We start from the raw sequence: 14,716 nt of genomic DNA, 5'->3' as shown, positions 1-14,716 counted from the left end.
GGCCTGCGCTGCGGTTTTGATGACTGGTCAGTCGTCGGCGGTGGGCATCGGATAGCCCTTCAGCCGCAGGAAATGGCTCGATTCATCATCGTTGCGAAAGAACGGCACGCTTTCCGGCGGGCCATCCTGGCGGATGCGTCTGGTGACTTCGGCCAAGACCACCTCGGTGATGAACGGCAGATCGTAGGTGCGGACCTGGCTGAGGGGGATCCATTGCAGATGCGACAGCTCATCCGAGGCGCGGGAGAAATCATCGATATCGCTACTGATATGCGCCGCATCCACGAGGAAGAACCGGGCGTCGAACCGGCGCGGGCGGCCCGGTGGGGTGATGGCGCGAAAGACAAATTGCAGCGTTTCGGCCGCAGGCAAGTGGCCGGTGGCGGCGAAATCGACCCAGTCTGCCTCAGGCGTGGTGACCCATGTTCCGGGCTGCCCGAGGATGAGGCCGGTTTCCTCCCATAATTCGCGAATGGCAGCGACAGCGAGGGCGTGATGCAGATCTGTGTTCGATTGTTCGGACAGGCGGTCCTGGCAGAGCGACGGCAGCGGGCTGGCGAGCGGCACATCGGCGTCCCCGGGATCTACAGCGCCGCCGGGAAACACCACCTTGTTGGGCATGAAGGCGGCGCGGGCGCCGCGCTGCCCCATCAGCACCTGAGGATCGTCCCCCATCCGGTCGCGCACCGCGATAATTGTCGCTGCATTGCGGATCGGAGTGGTGTCCCGACGGGCGGTGGCAGCATCGGCATAGCCGGTGTCGATGGCCGCCTTGGCCGGGGTGGGCGATTTGCTCATGTCTGGGTCTTTCTTAACTCTGGCGCGTCAGCTCTCCTTGCCGAAGCCGTGCATCCGACGCGCCCATTGATAGGCGATCACAATACCCTTCATCCGGGGCAGGAGAAACAGCGAAGACAGCAGGCAACCCAGCGAAAACACGGTGAAGGTGACCAAAGGCTCAGGCCGCCAGGTGAAATAGACCACATGCAGCAGCGGGGCCATAATGTGGCCAACCAGCAGAATGGTCAGATACGCCGGGCCGTCATCAGCGCGGGCGCTGGTGAGGTCGAGACCGCAGTTGGAGCAGTTGTCGTTGACCTTCAGATATGAATGCAGCAGCTTGCCTTCGCCGCAATTGGGGCATTTGCACCGCCAGCCGCGTAGTACGGCGGGCATGGTGGGGCGGTCTTCCTGAGTATCGGTTTTGAGATCGGCTGAAAGTGCCGCAGATGAATCGGTCATAACAAATCCTATCTTTTGCCCGCATATTTGAGCGCATTGGCGACAAGTTTAAAGGGGCAGTCCGCGGGAGTGCGTCGGCATGCCGCAAGAGTGCGCTGCCCGCACCTTTGGTGCAATGCGCGGTCGAAAATTTCTTCTGAGCTTTTGATTTTTTTTGCGACGGAACTCTGCCGGGGCTGCGTTTTGTTTCTGTGATTGGCAGCAAGGGGCTGCCTGGTGCAAAAGGAAACGCAGACATGAAACATACCAAATTCATCGCCGCTGTTATTGCTGTTGGAGCTGTCATCGGAGCAACCGGTGCAATTGCCAAGCCGGGGTTCGGCGGCAAGGGCGGTTTTGGTCCGCGCATGAGCTTTGAAGAGATGGACACCAATGGTGATGGTCAGGTGACCAAGGCCGAGATGGAAGGGCTGCGCGAGGCGCGTTTTGCCACTGCGGATGCCAATGGCGATGGCAAGCTGACATTGGCGGAAATGGAAGCTGCCGCGCAGGCTCGGGCCAAAACCCGCGCGGCTGCCATGTTGGAGCGGATGGACGCCGACAAGGATGGCGCGTTGAGCCTGGATGAGCTGCCAAAACCGCGCCGCGCAGGAAAGATGTTTGACCGCGTGGATGCCAATGACGATGGTGCTATCAGCAAGGAAGAATTCGAAAGCGCACGGGCGAAATTCCGGGGTCGTTTCGGTGGCGGCCATAAACCGCGCGCCGGGGCGCAAGACAGCGAGACGGAACAGAACTGATCCGATACGACAGGTGCATATATCTGCCAATACCGCCGAGCGGGCCCCAGAGCAGGGCCCGCTGATGGCGCCGTCCGACAGCCTGCCGGTGCCGGATCGCGGTGTCGTGGACGACCCGGAGGGGGCATTGTTGCTGCGGTTTGCGGCGGGCGATGCTGAGGCGGCGGCTGCGCTGACGGCGCGGCTGGCGCCACGGGCGCTGGGTGTTGCGATGCGGGTTCTGGGCAATCGCGCCGAGGCCGAGGACATCACGCAGGAGGCGATGGTGCGGCTGTGGCGGCAGGCCGAACATTGGGAGCCGGGGCGCGCCCGGCTTTCGACCTGGCTCTACCGGGTGGTGATGAATCTCTGTATTGATCATAAGCGCCGGCTGCGGGGGGGGCATGTGGATCTGGACGCCATCCCCGATCCGCCGGACCCTGCGAAATCTGCGGCGGAGCAGATGCAGGACGGGGCGCGACAGGACGCGCTGCAGGCGGCACTCATGCAATTGCCGGAGCGTCAGCGACAGGCGGTGGTGCTGCGCCACATCGAGGATCTGGCAAACCCGGAGATTGCCGGGATTATGGACATCAGCGTCGAGGCGGTCGAAAGTCTGACCGCGCGGGGGAAGCGGGCCTTGGCCGCAATTCTCGCAGGGCGTCGGGCCGAACTGGGGTATAGTGATGGTTGATAAAACTGGAAAAACCGCGCCCACACAGGCGGGCGCTGGTGCTGAGGATATATTGGATCCGGCGGATCTTGCCGCGGCTGAGCTGGCGCTTGATGATCTTTTTGCCAGCGCGCGGACCGCTGCCCCGGCTCCGCTCCCGGAGGCTTTGGAGCAGGCGATCCTGAGCGAGGCTGCAGCGATGCAAGCGGCGATCCTGGAGCGTCAGGCGGCGGGTTCAGATCGAGCCGCGCAGTCAACCGAAGCGGGCAGCGGTATTTTTGCCGGGTTGCGCGACCTGATGGCCGGGCTGGGCGGATGGCCCGCCCTTGGCGGATTGGCCACCGCCAGCGCTGCTGGGCTGTGGATCGGGTTGGCGCCACCTGCGTTTCTGCCTGACCCGGTAAGCCTTGCAGGGATTGAGCTGAGCGAAGACAGCCTGCCCTACGACAGCTACGACTTGGCCATGGTGCTGAGCGAGGAGATGGAATGACCAACGAAACCCGCACATCCAAACCCGGTCGCCGCTTGCGCTGGCTGCTGATGGCGTCGCTGGCGTTGAACCTTGCGGTGGTGGGCGTTGTCGCCGGGGCGGCCTGGCGGTTCAATGACCACAAGAGAGGCGCAGGAATGCCACCTCCGGTCGGCGCCCTGCTGTTTCGGGATCTTGATGCCGAAACCCGGCGCGGCCTTCGCAATACAGCTGAGGGCGAGCATGGCAGCTACAAGGGGCGGCGACGTGCGGAAGGCGGCAAGGTGGTTGAGTTGCTGCGGGCCAGCCCCTTTGATGCGACGGCGCTTGGGGGGATGTTGGAGGCGCAAGCCACACGGCGACATGAATTCCAGCGTTCCGTTCAGGCGGCTTGGCTGGACCAGATCGTTGCGATGACTGCCGACGAGCGGGCGGCCTATGCTGACCAGCTTGAGCAGCGTATCCAGCACCCGAAGCGGCGCAACTGGCGACGTTGAGCGGAGAAAAGGGCACTGGCCCGGCTTTGATCGCTGCTGAGTTGGGGCGATTGGTATCTGGAACACCGAACGGGGCAGTGAGAGGATCGCTGCCCCGTTTCTTGTTTCTGGACCTAATGGCTGCTCGGCCGGTCCTGCCTGTAGTTGCGCCAGATGCCTGCCGGGTTGTCCCGATCTGTGGCAGCTGGTGCCCGGTGACACTGTCCCGTGTCTGGTGGTCTTTGTCTGCGCCGTTGACGGTGCGCCGCAGGGGGCTTGTCAGGCAGCGAGGTCTGCCAGAGAGACCTGATTGCGGCCTGCATGTTTGGCCGCATAGAGCGCGCGGTCGGCATTGGTGATCAGGGCGCTGACCGCACTGTCGTGATCCTGCGGCACGAGATCGGTACCCTTGCGCTGGTTCTCAGTTGCGGCGCGCCCGCCGATGACAACACCGATGCTGATGGTCACATAGATCGGCGTGTCGACACCGGGAATGTGAAACGGCTTGCTGTTGATCCGATTGCAGAGATCACTGGCAGCGGCTTCGGCCATCGCCTCGCCAATTGCGGGCATCACGATCATGAATTCTTCGCCACCGACGCGGGCCAGAAGGTCCACCGGGCGCAGAGCGGTTTGCAGGCGTTTGGCCGCTTCGATCAGCACCGCATCGCCGACCGGGTGGCCGTAAAGGTCATTGATCTGTTTGAAGTGGTCAAGATCGGCAAGCATCACTGCAAATGTCTCGCCGGTTTTGGCGGAACTACTGGCGACCCGCTCAAGGAAGGGTTTGGCATAGCGGCGGTTGAATAGACCGGTCATCGGGTCCTCAACTGCGGCGCGCAGCCCGTTACGAACGTTGTCGCGCAGCTGATCAATGCGGGCCTTGTTGCGCAGCTGGGTGTCCAGACGTAGCGCCAGCTCGGCGACGTCGAAGCCGGACTGAAGAACATCATGTGCCCCCCGATCCAGCGCTTCGGCGGCAATGGCGGGGTCGGCGGGGTGAACCACGGCGATAACTACGGATTTGCGGGTACTCGCACGAGCACGCAGATCCGCCAGAAGACGCAGGCCCTGCGCCAGAGTATGGCGTCCCAGTTCGATCACAATGGCATCAGGCACCGGTTCGCGCATCAGGGGATGGACCGCATTGAACTGATGGTTGCACAGCCGGTAGGGCACGCGCGGAGCCAGCTGGGCCTGCCAGTAGACGCCGGTGGCGGATTGTTCAGTGACCAAAGCCACCTGTGCGCCACTCAGCCCTGCGCTGATATGTGGGCTAGAGAGAGGCAGGGCATAGCCATGAGTGTTGCCCCGCTGCAGATTGAGCTCTTCCTGAGTGCTGCTGGCGCGCAGCAGGCTGCGGATCCGGGCCTGCAACATGGTGTCATCCAACGGCTGCAGCAACACATCGTCGATCCCAGCAGTCAGGGCCGCCAGGCGGCGGTCGGCGTCACTGTCGTGATCAATGGCGATCATCGGAATATCGGCAAGCTGATCATCGGCGGCCAGCGCCTGTTTCACGGCAACCGCGTCGCCGTCCGGCAGCGACATGGCGCTGAGAATCAGATCGGGGCGGCAGCGCAGGGCGGTCTTGGCAATATCGGCAACAGTTTCGGCCTGAACCACCCGGTAATAGGCGGCGGATAGCTGTACCTTCAGCATGATCCGGTTCGTCGCAACACCGTCGATAATTAGGATAGTGCCCTGCACGTGGTGCCCTTTCGCCCCTTGCGTTCGAATTGCCTCAAGTTTTAATGAGACTGGTTAATAAACCCTTTCGTATTTTCACCAATTTGACCGTGAAGTGTCAGGAATGTGTGCGCATATGCTATTTTCCGCCGATGCAGCCGAGACTTTGGGCTTAAAAGCGCTTGCCTGGCTGGCAGGCAACGATGAGTTGCTGCCAGTTTTTCTAGGCGCAACCGGCGCGAGTGAGTCAGATCTGCGTGAGCAGGCGGCTAATCCTGAGTTTCTGGGCTCGGTTCTCGACTTTCTGACGATGGATGACGCCTGGGTCATGCAATTCTGTGACAGTGCCGGGCTGGCCTATGATCAGCCGTTGCAGGCGCGGATGGCGCTGCCGGGCGGGGCACAGGTTCACTGGACCTGAGGCTGGCGAATGTGGCAGCGCTGATCGATGGGCGCCATGGCACTGTTAAGGGATGTGATTAACCTCCCTTACTGGGACTGAAGACCCAAAGCACTGGGCTGGCTGGTGTGGCGGTCTTCAATCCCCTATGTATCGGGGCGATGTCCCCGGTGGATCGAGGACCACAGCCCCACGTCTGCTCCCTTGCGCCTGCGGCCTGCGCGCTATTTTGGGGCGGATTACTGATCTAGGAGTGCCCATGCCCGTTGATGCCCTGCTTTTTGACAAGGACGGAACGCTGTTTGACTTTGCCGAGACCTGGAACCGTTGGACTGGCCGGATGCTAGACCTGCTGTCGGAGGGTGATGCAGGTCGGTTGCAGGCGATGGCTGCGGCGATAGATTTTGATCTGGCGACGGGCAAGATCCTACCCAGTAGTTTGGTGATTGCCTCCACCAACCGGCAGGTGGCAGAGGCGCTGGCGCCGCATGTGCCACAGATGGATCTGGATCAGCTGGAACTATACATGGCCGAAAGCGCCGGTGAGGCGGACCTGGCCGAGGCGGTGCCGCTGGCGGCCTTCCTTGATGAACTGCTGGCGCGGGGCAAGGTGCTGGGGGTGATGACCAATGATGCGGAGCATTCGGCCAAGTCACAGCTGAGCCGCAGTGGCGTTCTGGATCGCTTTGCCTTTGTTGCCGGGTTTGACAGCGGTCACGGGGCCAAGCCGGACGCCGATCCGCTGCTGGCCTTCTGTGCCGCCACCGGTATCGCACCAGAGCGCACCGCCATGGTGGGCGACAGCCTGCATGATCTGGAGGCTGGATCGGCGGCTGGGATGCACCGGATCGGGGTGCTGACCGGATTGGCCGAGGCAGAGGAACTGGAAACCCATGCGGATGTGGTTCTGCCCGATATCGGCCATATCCCCGGCTGGCTGGATCGCTGACCGTGTCGCCGACAGCGGTTTGGCAGCTGTCGGATCAGATGAACTAGACACATATGCCCAGAAATGTGCGATCTGGCCGGGGTTGGCGCTGAAAAGCGACCAAACCTGTCGGGAACAGGCATTCGGACTGCGCCCGAACAGGGCCTGCTGAGGCTATGAGCCAACGGTCGGGCGACCCCATGAGGGGGCGCACCGATCAGCTGACAGCAGGGAGGGCCGCCATGACAACCGAGACACGAACCCGAAAACGCGGTGGCGGACGCGCAGGTGCCGCAGCCCGGCGCGGGGACGCGGTGATTGAGCAGATGCCATGGTCTGTGCCGCGCAACATTGATCGCCCGATTGAGCCGCTTGGCCCCGAGGGCGTGGCAGCCATTCACGATGGGGCGATGCGGATCCTGGAAGAAATCGGCATCGTGTTCCTCAACGATGAGGCGCTTGAGATCTTCAAGGAGGCGGGCTGCAAGGTCGTGGGTGAGCGGGTTCATCTGGACCGGGAGTTCGTGATGGAGATGGTTGCCAAGGCACCATCGGAGTTCACCATCACACCGCGCAACCCGGAGCGTACCCTGCCGGTGGGGGGCGATCATATCCTGTTTGGCAATGTATCTTCGCCGCCAAACTACTGGGATATGTCGCTGAATGCGAAGGTCGCAGGCACCCGTGAGCAATGCCAGAACCTGCTGAAGCTGACCCAGTATTTCAACTGCATCCATTTTGCCGGCGGCTATCCGGTGGAGCCGGTGGACATCCACGCATCAGTACGCCATCTGGATGTGCTCTATGACAAGCTGACGCTCACGGATAAGGCGATGCATGCCTATTCGCTGGGCAAGGAGCGGGTCGAGGATGTGATGGAGATGGTGAGGATTGCGGGAGGGCTTACTCATGAGGAGTTCGAGGCCCGTCCGCATATGTATACCAACATCAACTCCACCTCGCCGCTGAAACACGACCAGCCGATGATTGACGGCTGTTTGCGGCTGGCACGGCGGGGGCAGGCGATTGTGGTCACGCCTTTCACGCTGGCAGGGGCGATGGCTCCGGTAACCATGTCCGGGGCAGTGGCGCAGTCTATTGCCGAATCCCTCTCCGCGATTGCGCTGTTTCAATATGTACGCCCAGGCACGCCCTGTGTGATCGGCACCTTCACCTCAAATGTGGATATGAAGTCCGGCGCGCCGGCCTTTGGTACCCCGGAGTATATGCGCTCGACCCAGATGACCGGGCAAATGGCGCGTTATTATGGGCTGCCGATGCGGTCGTCCGGTGTCTGCGCGGCCAATGTGCCGGATGGGCAGGCGATGTGGGAGACCTCCAATTCACTCTGGGCGGCGGTGCAATCGGGGACCAATATGGTCTATCATGCGGCGGGCTGGCTGGAGGGTGGGCTAATTGCCAGCCCCGAGAAATTCATCATGGATTGCGAGATTCTACAGCAGATCCAGCGCTACATGCAGCCGGAAGTCATCGGCACCGGTCCCGAGGATATCGCGCTAGAGGCCATTCGCGAGGTTGGAAACGACGGTCACTTCTTCGGTATTCAGCACACGCAGGATCGCTATAGCACCGCGTTCTATCAACCCTACCTCAGCGATTGGCGCAACTATGAGGCCTGGGAGGCGGCGGGTGCTGTCTGGACACCGGAACGGGCGCATAATCTGTTCAAGGAGATCATTGCCCGATTTGAAGCGCCACCGCTGGATGTGGCACGACAAGAGGAACTGGCAGACTTTGTTGCGCGCCGCAAATCCGAGGGAGGCGCCCCAACCGATTTCTAACGCCAGTTGAGGGGAAGTTTCGCGCGTTCAGACCTCTGCCATTATTTTACGCAAGTGTATAAGTCAGGCCGATCTAACGAGAGAATCGCTGCCATGACTGACCCGGATACTGCAACTGCTTTGCGCGCCCGTCTGCCTATGGTGGCTTTGGGCGCGGGTAGTGGATTCGCGATGTGGCTGCTGGCGCGGGACTGGGACCAGCCGGGTCTCTCTGAGAGCCTGTTTTTGGCGATGTTTGCCTTTCTGTCCAGTTTTTGCGGCGCATCACTGGCCCTGATCGGGCCGCTGTCGCTGTTGCGTGCGTTGCGCGGGGCGCTTTGGATTGCGATGCCGATGACTGCTCTGATGCTTCTGGCGGCGGTGCGCTACCCGGTTGCGACTGACCTTTTACAGAATGAGGTGTTGGTGCTGATGGCGCTGACGCTCGGCGCGATGGCCTGCCCTTTTGTGTTGCTGCGGTTGTCCGCGTCCGATCACTGGACCCGGTTTGCGGCACTGTCTGCGGCGAGCTGGGGTATCGTGTTTCGCCTTGCCTGCGGGGTCGGATTTGTCGCGGTCTTCTGGATACTTGGTTTATTGTCCAATGCCCTGCTGGATCTGGTCAATATCACCATTCTGGAAGACATTGCCGAGGTGGATTGGCTGGCGCTGACGCTGAGCGGCGCGGTCTTTGGTCTGGGCCTGGCGGTGGTGCAGGAGTTGGGGGGCGGTAGCGCGCCGCATCTTCTGTTTCGATTGCTCAGCCTGCTGCTGATCCCTGTGCTGCTGGTGGTTGGCCTGTTTCTGGCCGCGATCCCGCTGCAGGGGTTGTCCAGCGCCTTTGGTCATCTGTCCTCGGCTGCGACACTGATGGCGATGTCAGCGGTGATGATGACACTGGTCTGCGTCGCACTGACCCGGCAGGAACAGCCAAAGGGCGTGAACGGCATGGCTGCGCGGCTGCTGGCGATTGGTCTGATGCTGGTCACTGGTCTGGCAGCCTGGGCGGTCCTGATGCGCGTCTGGCAATATGGTTGGACGCCGGATCGCATCTATGCGCTGCTGTTTGCGATGACGTTACTGCTGCACGGGTTGGTCTATGCCGGCTGTGCGGCCATTGGAGGCGCGGATTGGCCGGCTCTGTTGCGGCGTGCCAGTGTCGGTCTGGCGCTGATGACTGGTGCGGCATTGGCGCTGGCCCTGACGCCGCTGGTGGATGCGGGGCGGATTGCGGCCAACAACCAAGTGGCGCGGGTGCTGGCGGGTGAGACAGAGCCCGAAGAGCTGCCCCTATGGCAGATGGCCCATGACTGGGGTCAGGGCGGGCTTGACGCGCTGACGCGGCTGGATGCCCACGCGGAAGAGACCGGGGATACAGATCTCTCCAACCGCCTGCAACTGGCGCGCAGCGCTACGAGCCGTTGGCAGATGACGAAGGACGTGGTGGACGTGACCGATGATCAGCGCAAGGAGCTGATTGAGCTGCTGCCCGTACAGCCCGTCGGAGCCACAGCGACAGCAGATGATTTCAGAGGTCTGAAGCGTTATCAGCTGCTGCGCTGGATCCGCGGGTGCAAGCGGTTGCTGCCGGATGGCAGCGCGGGCTGTGTGCTTATTCGCGGCGCGTTGGGAGCGACCTCAGACGAGACGGCGGACGTGGCGTTGCTGTTCTTCAGAGAAGGTCGCGATGGGGCGAAGCTGGCGAGTTTCGCCCTGCGATTTGGCCCGGATGGTGCAGATATGCTAGGCCGTGTGATTCTGGAGCGCGGGACGCCAGTGGATGAATGGACAAAAGAGCAGGTGGAGGCCGCCTTGGCGGCAGCGCAGGCTGACCGTTTTGAGATATCTCCAGCGCGGCAGAATACGCTGAAACTGGGAGGGCTGGAGGTCCTGGTAAGGCCCTGACATCCGACTGCGGGAAAACCGTAGCAATTTTAATTGTTGGCCCTTTATTAACCAGGCTGGGCCAAAAGTAGAGACACGTAACAAGGGGCCAGTGATGCACGGTCTGATCAATAGGGCATTCCAGGCGTTTGTCAGCACCACCTTCGGGGAGGACAGCTGGCAGGCAATCATGGATACGGCAGAGCTCGGCTTTAGCGAGTTCGAAGCGATGCTCACCTATACGGATGAGCAATCCCAGATCATGTTGCGGACTGCAGAAAATATTCTGAAACGCCCGCTGCCAGAAATGCTGGAGGATATGGGCACATTTTTGGTGTCGAATCCGCAGCTGGAGGCGTTGCGTCGATTGCTGCGTTTTGGCGGGGTCAATTATGTGGAATTCCTGCATTCACTGGATGATCTGCCGGATCGCGCGCGGCTGGCAGTGGCCGATTTGAACCTGCCGGGGCTGGAGCTGATTGAACAGGCGCCCGGGCAATTTGAACTGCATTGCCAGCCCGGTCTGCCGGGGTATGCTCATGTTCTGATGGGGGTGCTGAGGGCGATGGCAGATGACTATGGCGATCTGGTTTTCCTTGATCACTCAGGCACGCAGGACAACGCTGAGGTGATTGCAATCACTCTGGTTGAAACTGAATTTGCCGAAGGCCGGGCCTTCGATCTTGGGGCGCATTCACTATGATGCTGAGCATGCGGGAAATCTCCTCCATCGCCAATGAAATCTGCCCGATGCATGTGGTCATTAACCATGAAGGGCGGATCACCGGGGTTGGGCCGACATTGCGCAAGCTGCGCCCGGATACCGATTGGATTGGCAGCCGGTTCTTTCGGATCTTTGACCTCGCGCGGCCACGTCGGGTCCGATCCACTGAGGATTTGATCAAGACAGCCGGCGCAAAACTGCACCTCAATTTTCGCGATGCTCCGCAAACCGGTCTGAAAGGTGTGCTGGCGCCTTTTCCGGAGGGTAAGGGTGGCTTTATCAACCTGTCTTTCGGCATTTCCGTACTTGAAGCGGTGCGCGACTATGATCTGACAAGCGCTGATTTTTCCCCAACGGATCTGACCATTGAGATGCTCTATCTTGTTGAGGCTAAATCCGCCGCAATGGAGGCGTCACGCCAGCTTAATCTGCGCTTGCAGGGGGCAAAAATTGCGGCGGAGGAACAGGCCTTCACAGATACGCTGACAGGTGTGAAAAACCGCCGCGCGATGGATCACATCTTGAATCGGCTGATCTCCTCGGGTCGGGATTTCTCGCTGATGCATGTGGATCTCGATTTCTTCAAAGAGGTCAACGACACGCTTGGCCATGCGGCGGGGGATACCGTTCTGCAGCGGGTGGCCAAGCTGATGGTGCAATGCACCCGTCAAAATGACACGGTCGCGCGGGTCGGTGGGGATGAGTTTGTTCTTATATTTGAAGGTCTTATTGACCGGATACAGCTCTCAGGTATTGCTCGCCGACTGATTTCCAGCATCGAGGAACCAATCCCCTTCGGCGATAAGACCTGCAAAATTTCGGCAAGTGCCGGGACCGCACTTTCTGCAGCTTTTTCGCAAGGGCTGGATGCGGTAACACTGCTTCATCAGGCGGATGTGGCACTTTATGCCGCGAAAAACGCAGGCCGGGCGCGCCACTTCTTCTACCAACCTGGTATGGAAGAGCAGGATCCTGAGACCTAGGGCTCAGCCATCCGGTGCTTCTGCAGTACCGCTGGCGTCTTGACGTAGTCTGATACGCGGGTGCATTGATCCTTGGTGTGCACATGGAACCGGGTCTGATCCAAATGTGGTATGCGTATCGCAGGGGCGCTGCTTATTGAGAGCGGACAGAATTGGATCAGCCGCAGCAGTCGGATACCTGCACAGTTAGGCATACACGAATGGTGTTTCCGATAGTATGCGTGTCATAATATTCGGGGAAAACAAAGTGGCAGCCCGTAGGGGAATCGAACCCCTCTTTCCAGGTTGAAAACCTGGCGTCCTAACCGATAGACGAACGGGCCACTTGCTCTGTGAGGGCGTGTTTACTGAGTACATCGCCCCGGCGCAAGAGGGATTTTGATATCGGTGCGAGTTTTTTTCAATCTCGCAAGATGTCCCGCAAGCTTATGAAAAATATGATAATAAATAGGTGTTCTGTCTGTGGTATCTGACGTGTTTTTGCGATTGCTGCCTGTCTCTGCTCAATCCGCGGAGCATGGTGTTCACGGATCTGCGCCCTTGGTGGAACAGGCGTCGGACAGTCGAAACTGCGCTGTAAGAAATGGCTTCTGCAGATATGCACTAGCAGCAGCTGCAAGACACATACACTCAATCGGACATGATTATGAGGAGAAGTGGCAGCCCGTAGGGGAATCGAACCCCTCTTTCCAGGTTGAAAACCTGGCGTCCTAACCGATAGACGAACGGGCCACTTGGTGTGAGCGGGTATTTAGTGTTTCGGGCGGGAACCCGCAAGCTAAAAAACAACAGTACTGCAATTTATTTTGTCGTGAGCAGGTGGCGTCTATTTTCAGCTGACAGGCCCCTTGTCTGCAGTACTTTTGCTGGCGGATCTCAGGCCTCAGCGGCGTCCTCCAGTCGCAGTTGTACGGACTGGCGCCCCCCCCAGGTATTGATTTCAAGCCGACCGGCAAAATGGAACCGCGCGCCACCGTGATCCAGCAGGCGCGCTCCCAGAGCGGTGTCAAAAGCGCCAAAGCAGATGGCATCAATCCCGCTGCTCAACCCGTCACTGAGCGAGAGTTTCAGATGGCTCTCGCCAACCCGTTTGGCAAAGCGCACCTGAAGATCCGGAAACCCATAGCGCGGGGCAGGGGCGCCGGCCCCAAACGGGCCTGCCTGTTCGATCTGTTCGATCAGCGGTACTGTGGCGGCGCCGGGCATCAGCATTCCGTCAAGCTTCAGGTCGCTGGGGCCAAGGTCGCCGGCTCCCTGTTTGGCCAGCAACTCGCTCAGCCGAGCCATAGCGGGTTCCAGCTGGTCGCGAGCCACGGTCAGACCAGCGGCCATCTTGTGACCACCGCCCTTGATCAGCAGGCCCTCGGCGGCGGTTTTCTGGATCGACGCGCCAAGGTCAATGCCGCTGACAGAGCGACCTGATCCCTTGCCCTCATCCCCGTCCAGACCGATGACAATCGCCGGGCGGCCTGCGGCTTCTTTCAGGCGGGAGGCCACGATACCGACGACGCCGGGGTGCCAGCCTTCGCCAGCCGCCCAGACCAGCGGAGCGTCCAGTCCGCGCGCCTCAGCCTGTTCCAGCGCGGCGGCGCGAACGGCGTTTTCGATATCGCGGCGCTCGCTGTTCAGCTCATCCAGACGCGCGGCGATGGCCTCGGCTTCCGCCGGGTTGGTGGTGGCCAACAGGCGCGCGCCCAGATCGGCCTTGCCAATCCGCCCGCCCGCGTTGACCCGTGGTCCTAGCAGAAAGCCAAGGTGATAGGTGGAGGGGGCAGAATCCATGCGCGACACATCCGCCAGTGCCACCAGTCCGGGCCGCTGCCGGGCGGCCATGACCTTGAGCCCCTGACGCACCAGTGCGCGGTTGGCCTCAATCAGCGGTGCCACATCGGCGACGGTGGCCAGGGCAACCAGATCCAGCAAAGCCATCAGGTCGGGACCGGTGCCAAGCCCCTTGTCCCGCATCTGGCGGCGCAGCTCTACCAGCATCAGGAACACAACACCGGCGGCACAGAAATAGCCCAGGTCGCCGTCCTCATCCTGGCGGTTGGGGTTCACCACTGCGACACAATCCGGCAGGGTCTCTCCGCCGAGGTGGTGGTCGAGTACGATCACATCAGCGCCCTTGGCGGCGGCAATCGGACCATGGGACAGCGTGCCACAGTCGACGCAGACGATCAGATCGTGATCGCGGGCCAGAGCGGCCATCGCCGCATCATTAGGGCCATAGCCCTCATCGATACGGTCCGGCACATAGAGCGTGGCCCCAAGACCGACCTGATCAAGCCATACCAGAAGCAACGCCGCAGAAGACCCGCCATCAACATCATAATCGGCAAAGACCGCGATCCGTTCGCGGCGCTCCACCGCTTGCAGGAAACGGGCCGCGGCGGGTTCCATATCCTTCATCCGCCGGGGATCGGGGAGTAGCTCCTTCAGCTGTGGGGTCAGAAAGCCGCTGGCTTCATGCGCCGGGACGCCGCGCCGCGCCAGCACCTGACAGACGGCGGCGGGCAGGGCGGTCTGCTGTTCCATCATCTCGGCGGCGCGGGCGATCTCCACATCGGGACCAATCCAGCGACGCCCGGTGAGTGAGGTCTCAACTCCCAGAAAACTCATGTCAGCGCCCTTATTCCTGAGGGGGCCTGTACAGGGCCCGGTCATGGCAAAGGCCGGATCTGCGCGGACCCGGCCTTTCACCTTTCTTCAAATACTCAAATTCCGACCTGTGCTGCAAGCTGCACGCTC

The 14,716-nt window shown here is 60.9% G+C and carries 14 protein-coding genes and 2 tRNA genes; 10 read left to right on the top strand and 6 right to left on the bottom strand.

What is annotated here, in order from left to right; translation table 11 throughout:
* Positions 1–27 precede the first annotated feature (27 nt).
* Together GAL_RS12915 and GAL_RS12910 are read right to left on the bottom strand one after the other, a co-directional pair.
* The gene (locus GAL_RS12915) at positions 28–798 is read right to left on the bottom strand and encodes an NUDIX hydrolase (RefSeq protein WP_024098014.1); all 771 of its coding nucleotides are present in this window, start codon (positions 796–798) and stop codon (positions 28–30) included.
* Positions 799–825: 27 nt separating this feature from the next.
* On the bottom strand, positions 826–1,242 hold the full coding sequence (locus GAL_RS12910) for a DUF983 domain-containing protein (RefSeq protein ID WP_024098013.1): 417 nt from the start codon (positions 1,240–1,242) through the stop codon (positions 826–828).
* Positions 1,243–1,478: 236 nt separating this feature from the next.
* Here GAL_RS12910 and GAL_RS12905 point away from each other — a divergent pair, with 236 nt between their 5' ends.
* The 4 genes from GAL_RS12905 to GAL_RS12890 all read left to right on the top strand — a co-directional run bounded on the left by GAL_RS12905 (position 1,479) and on the right by GAL_RS12890 (position 3,600).
* Complete coding sequence (locus GAL_RS12905; protein WP_024098012.1) at positions 1,479–1,982, top strand: EF-hand domain-containing protein; 504 nt, start codon at positions 1,479–1,481, stop codon at positions 1,980–1,982.
* A gap of 64 nt (positions 1,983–2,046) precedes the next feature.
* A complete protein-coding gene (locus GAL_RS12900; RefSeq protein WP_024098011.1) occupies positions 2,047–2,655 on the top strand; it encodes an RNA polymerase sigma factor in 609 nt (202 codons plus the stop codon).
* Positions 2,648–3,124, top strand: a complete 477-nt coding sequence (locus tag GAL_RS12895; protein WP_040104084.1) for a hypothetical protein — start codon at positions 2,648–2,650, stop codon at positions 3,122–3,124. Before GAL_RS12900 ends, GAL_RS12895 begins: the two co-directional genes overlap by 8 nt.
* Positions 3,121–3,600 (top strand): periplasmic heavy metal sensor, encoded by a 480-nt coding sequence (locus tag GAL_RS12890; RefSeq protein WP_024098009.1) that lies wholly within the window; start codon positions 3,121–3,123, stop codon positions 3,598–3,600. Before GAL_RS12895 ends, GAL_RS12890 begins: the two co-directional genes overlap by 4 nt.
* Before the next feature lie 258 nt (positions 3,601–3,858).
* Here the strand turns inward: GAL_RS12890 and GAL_RS12885 are convergent, their stop codons facing one another.
* Positions 3,859–5,289, bottom strand: a complete 1,431-nt coding sequence (locus tag GAL_RS12885; RefSeq protein ID WP_024098008.1) for a diguanylate cyclase domain-containing protein — start codon at positions 5,287–5,289, stop codon at positions 3,859–3,861.
* A 115-nt stretch (positions 5,290–5,404) separates the two neighbouring features.
* Between GAL_RS12885 and GAL_RS12880 the strand changes: the two genes are divergently transcribed.
* From GAL_RS12880 to GAL_RS12855, 6 genes are all read left to right on the top strand, one after another.
* A complete protein-coding gene (locus GAL_RS12880; protein ID WP_024098007.1) occupies positions 5,405–5,689 on the top strand; it encodes a DUF3572 domain-containing protein in 285 nt (94 codons plus the stop codon).
* A 238-nt stretch (positions 5,690–5,927) separates the two neighbouring features.
* The gene (locus GAL_RS12875; protein WP_024098006.1) at positions 5,928–6,617 is read left to right on the top strand and encodes an HAD family hydrolase; all 690 of its coding nucleotides are present in this window, start codon (positions 5,928–5,930) and stop codon (positions 6,615–6,617) included.
* Positions 6,618–6,838: 221 nt separating this feature from the next.
* Positions 6,839–8,398: a trimethylamine--corrinoid methyltransferase gene (locus tag GAL_RS12870; RefSeq protein WP_024098005.1), complete on the top strand. Its 1,560-nt coding sequence runs from the start codon at positions 6,839–6,841 to the stop codon at positions 8,396–8,398.
* Positions 8,399–8,491: 93 nt separating this feature from the next.
* Positions 8,492–10,282 carry a DUF4153 domain-containing protein gene (locus GAL_RS12865; RefSeq protein ID WP_024098004.1) on the top strand — a complete coding sequence of 597 codons (1,791 nt, stop codon included), beginning with the start codon at positions 8,492–8,494 and terminating at the stop codon, positions 10,280–10,282.
* 94 nt (positions 10,283–10,376) lie between these two features.
* Positions 10,377–10,964, top strand: coding sequence for a heme NO-binding domain-containing protein (locus GAL_RS12860; RefSeq protein WP_024098003.1), 588 nt, complete (start codon positions 10,377–10,379; stop codon positions 10,962–10,964).
* A complete protein-coding gene (locus tag GAL_RS12855) occupies positions 10,964–11,968 on the top strand; it encodes a GGDEF domain-containing protein (RefSeq protein ID WP_040104164.1) in 1,005 nt (334 codons plus the stop codon). The genes GAL_RS12860 and GAL_RS12855 overlap by 1 nt, the downstream gene beginning before the upstream one ends.
* Positions 11,969–12,216: 248 nt before the next feature.
* Here GAL_RS12855 and GAL_RS12850 read toward each other — a convergent pair.
* The 3 genes from GAL_RS12850 to recJ all read right to left on the bottom strand — a co-directional run bounded on the left by GAL_RS12850 (position 12,217) and on the right by recJ (position 14,587).
* Positions 12,217–12,291, bottom strand: a tRNA-Glu gene (locus GAL_RS12850).
* 334 nt (positions 12,292–12,625) lie between these two features.
* Positions 12,626–12,700, bottom strand: a tRNA-Glu gene (locus GAL_RS12845).
* 144 nt (positions 12,701–12,844) lie between these two features.
* On the bottom strand, positions 12,845–14,587 hold the full coding sequence (gene recJ, locus GAL_RS12840; protein ID WP_024098001.1) for a single-stranded-DNA-specific exonuclease RecJ: 1,743 nt from the start codon (positions 14,585–14,587) through the stop codon (positions 12,845–12,847).
* Positions 14,588–14,716 lie beyond the last annotated feature (129 nt).

Source organism: Phaeobacter gallaeciensis DSM 26640 (assembly GCF_000511385.1).
GTDB classification, from domain to species: Bacteria; Pseudomonadota; Alphaproteobacteria; order Rhodobacterales; family Rhodobacteraceae; genus Phaeobacter; species Phaeobacter gallaeciensis.
The sequence above is the reverse complement of the archived record's forward strand: the minus strand, read 5'-3'. Positions and strand labels throughout refer to the sequence as shown.

Coding starts and splice junctions, on each gene's coding strand:
- GAL_RS12870 (WP_024098005.1), top strand. CDS start 6,839: ATGACAACCGAGACACGAACCCGAAAACGCGGTGGCGGACGCGCAGGT.
- recJ (WP_024098001.1), bottom strand. CDS start 14,587: ATGAGTTTTCTGGGAGTTGAGACCTCACTCACCGGGCGTCGCTGGATT.
- GAL_RS12905 (WP_024098012.1), top strand. CDS start 1,479: ATGAAACATACCAAATTCATCGCCGCTGTTATTGCTGTTGGAGCTGTC.
- GAL_RS12910 (WP_024098013.1), bottom strand. CDS start 1,242: ATGACCGATTCATCTGCGGCACTTTCAGCCGATCTCAAAACCGATACT.
- GAL_RS12890 (WP_024098009.1), top strand. CDS start 3,121: ATGACCAACGAAACCCGCACATCCAAACCCGGTCGCCGCTTGCGCTGG.
- GAL_RS12875 (WP_024098006.1), top strand. CDS start 5,928: ATGCCCGTTGATGCCCTGCTTTTTGACAAGGACGGAACGCTGTTTGAC.
- GAL_RS12855 (WP_040104164.1), top strand. CDS start 10,964: ATGCTGAGCATGCGGGAAATCTCCTCCATCGCCAATGAAATCTGCCCG.
- GAL_RS12865 (WP_024098004.1), top strand. CDS start 8,492: ATGACTGACCCGGATACTGCAACTGCTTTGCGCGCCCGTCTGCCTATG.
- GAL_RS12900 (WP_024098011.1), top strand. CDS start 2,047: ATGGCGCCGTCCGACAGCCTGCCGGTGCCGGATCGCGGTGTCGTGGAC.
- GAL_RS12880 (WP_024098007.1), top strand. CDS start 5,405: ATGCTATTTTCCGCCGATGCAGCCGAGACTTTGGGCTTAAAAGCGCTT.
- GAL_RS12895 (WP_040104084.1), top strand. CDS start 2,648: ATGGTTGATAAAACTGGAAAAACCGCGCCCACACAGGCGGGCGCTGGT.
- GAL_RS12915 (WP_024098014.1), bottom strand. CDS start 798: ATGAGCAAATCGCCCACCCCGGCCAAGGCGGCCATCGACACCGGCTAT.
- GAL_RS12860 (WP_024098003.1), top strand. CDS start 10,377: ATGCACGGTCTGATCAATAGGGCATTCCAGGCGTTTGTCAGCACCACC.